The 1,288-nt window shown below is 46.4% G+C and carries 1 protein-coding gene; it reads right to left on the bottom strand.

Annotated features, from left to right (window positions below):
* The coding region (locus tag R7040_RS24485; protein ID WP_318097273.1) for a PTS transporter subunit EIIC at positions 1-1,288 on the bottom strand (1,288 nt) is incomplete at both ends.

Genomic DNA, 1,288 nt, shown 5'->3' with positions numbered 1-1,288 from the left:
ACGAATCCACTCATCCATTTCAGTTTTTAGGTTGTCAGACTTAGTACCGAAGATAGCCTGAACACCACCTGCAACAACTACAACACCAGCAGCGCCAAGTTGTTTTAGTTTGTCTTGGTCAACCGCAGCAGTATCTGCAACAGCAACACGTAGACGAGTGATACATGCGTCAATTGAAGTTAGGTTGTCATGACCACCTAGCGCTTTTAGGTATTGACGAGCTAGGTCACCACTTTTTGCTTCACCTGCTGGTGCTGCTGCTTGGCTATCATCATCTTCACGGCCTGGCGATTTTAGGTTAAACGCGCGGATTGCGAAGCTGAATGTGAAGAAGTAAAGAGCACCGAAGCCAAGACCAACTGCACCTAGTAGTAGAGGTTTAGTTGCTAGACCGTAGTTCAACAAGTAGTCAATTAGACCAGCAGAGAATGTGAAGCCGTGTAGCGTACCAAGCATGTTAGCAACAACTAGCGACAGACCAGTGAACACTGCGTGAATCGCGTATAGAGCAGGAGCTAGGAATACGAACATGAACTCTAGAGGCTCTGTGATACCAGTTAGGAATGAACAGAATGCAACAGAGAACAATGCACCACCAACTTGGCTACGTTTCTCAACAGGAGCCGCTAGGTACATAGCAAGTGCTGCACCTGGTAGACCAAACATCATTACTGGGAAGAAACCGTTCATGAATACACCAGCGCTCTTATCACCACCGAAGAAACGGTGTAGGTCACCAGATTTAACTGTTTCAGTTACTTCTTTAACAGTTGCTGTAATTTCTGGAGTTACTGAGTTAGCGAATTCAAATGTGTGAGTTTGACCAACAACAAGAGTCTTAGCTAGAGCTGGGTCAACACAAAGTTGTTGTAGTGCAGGAAGAGCTTGACCAGCAGCTGTTGCGCCAGAAACTAGCACTTCTTGACAAGAACCCATACCAAACCAGAAGAAAGAGTTCAGTACGTGGTGTAGACCTACAGGAATTAGAGCACGGTTAAGCGTACCGTATACAAACTGACCGATTGCGCCAGAAGTAGAGATACCGTGAGCAAGTGCATCTAGACCACCTTGGATTGTTGGCCATACAATACCTGAAACAGCACCAGCAACTAGGGCGAACAAACCAGCCATAATTGGCACTAGGCGCTTACCAGAGAAGAATGCTAACCACTCAGGAAGGCGTGTAGCATGGAAAGCGTTGTAAGAATGGCCAGCAATGATACCTGCGATGATACCACCGAAGAATGACATGTTAACTGACGCATCGATTGTTGACGCTGTCGCAGTA

It is taken from the genome of Vibrio sp. 1069 (assembly GCF_033340555.1).
Note: the sequence above shows the minus strand (reverse complement) of the source record. Positions and strands in the feature narration are given on the sequence as shown.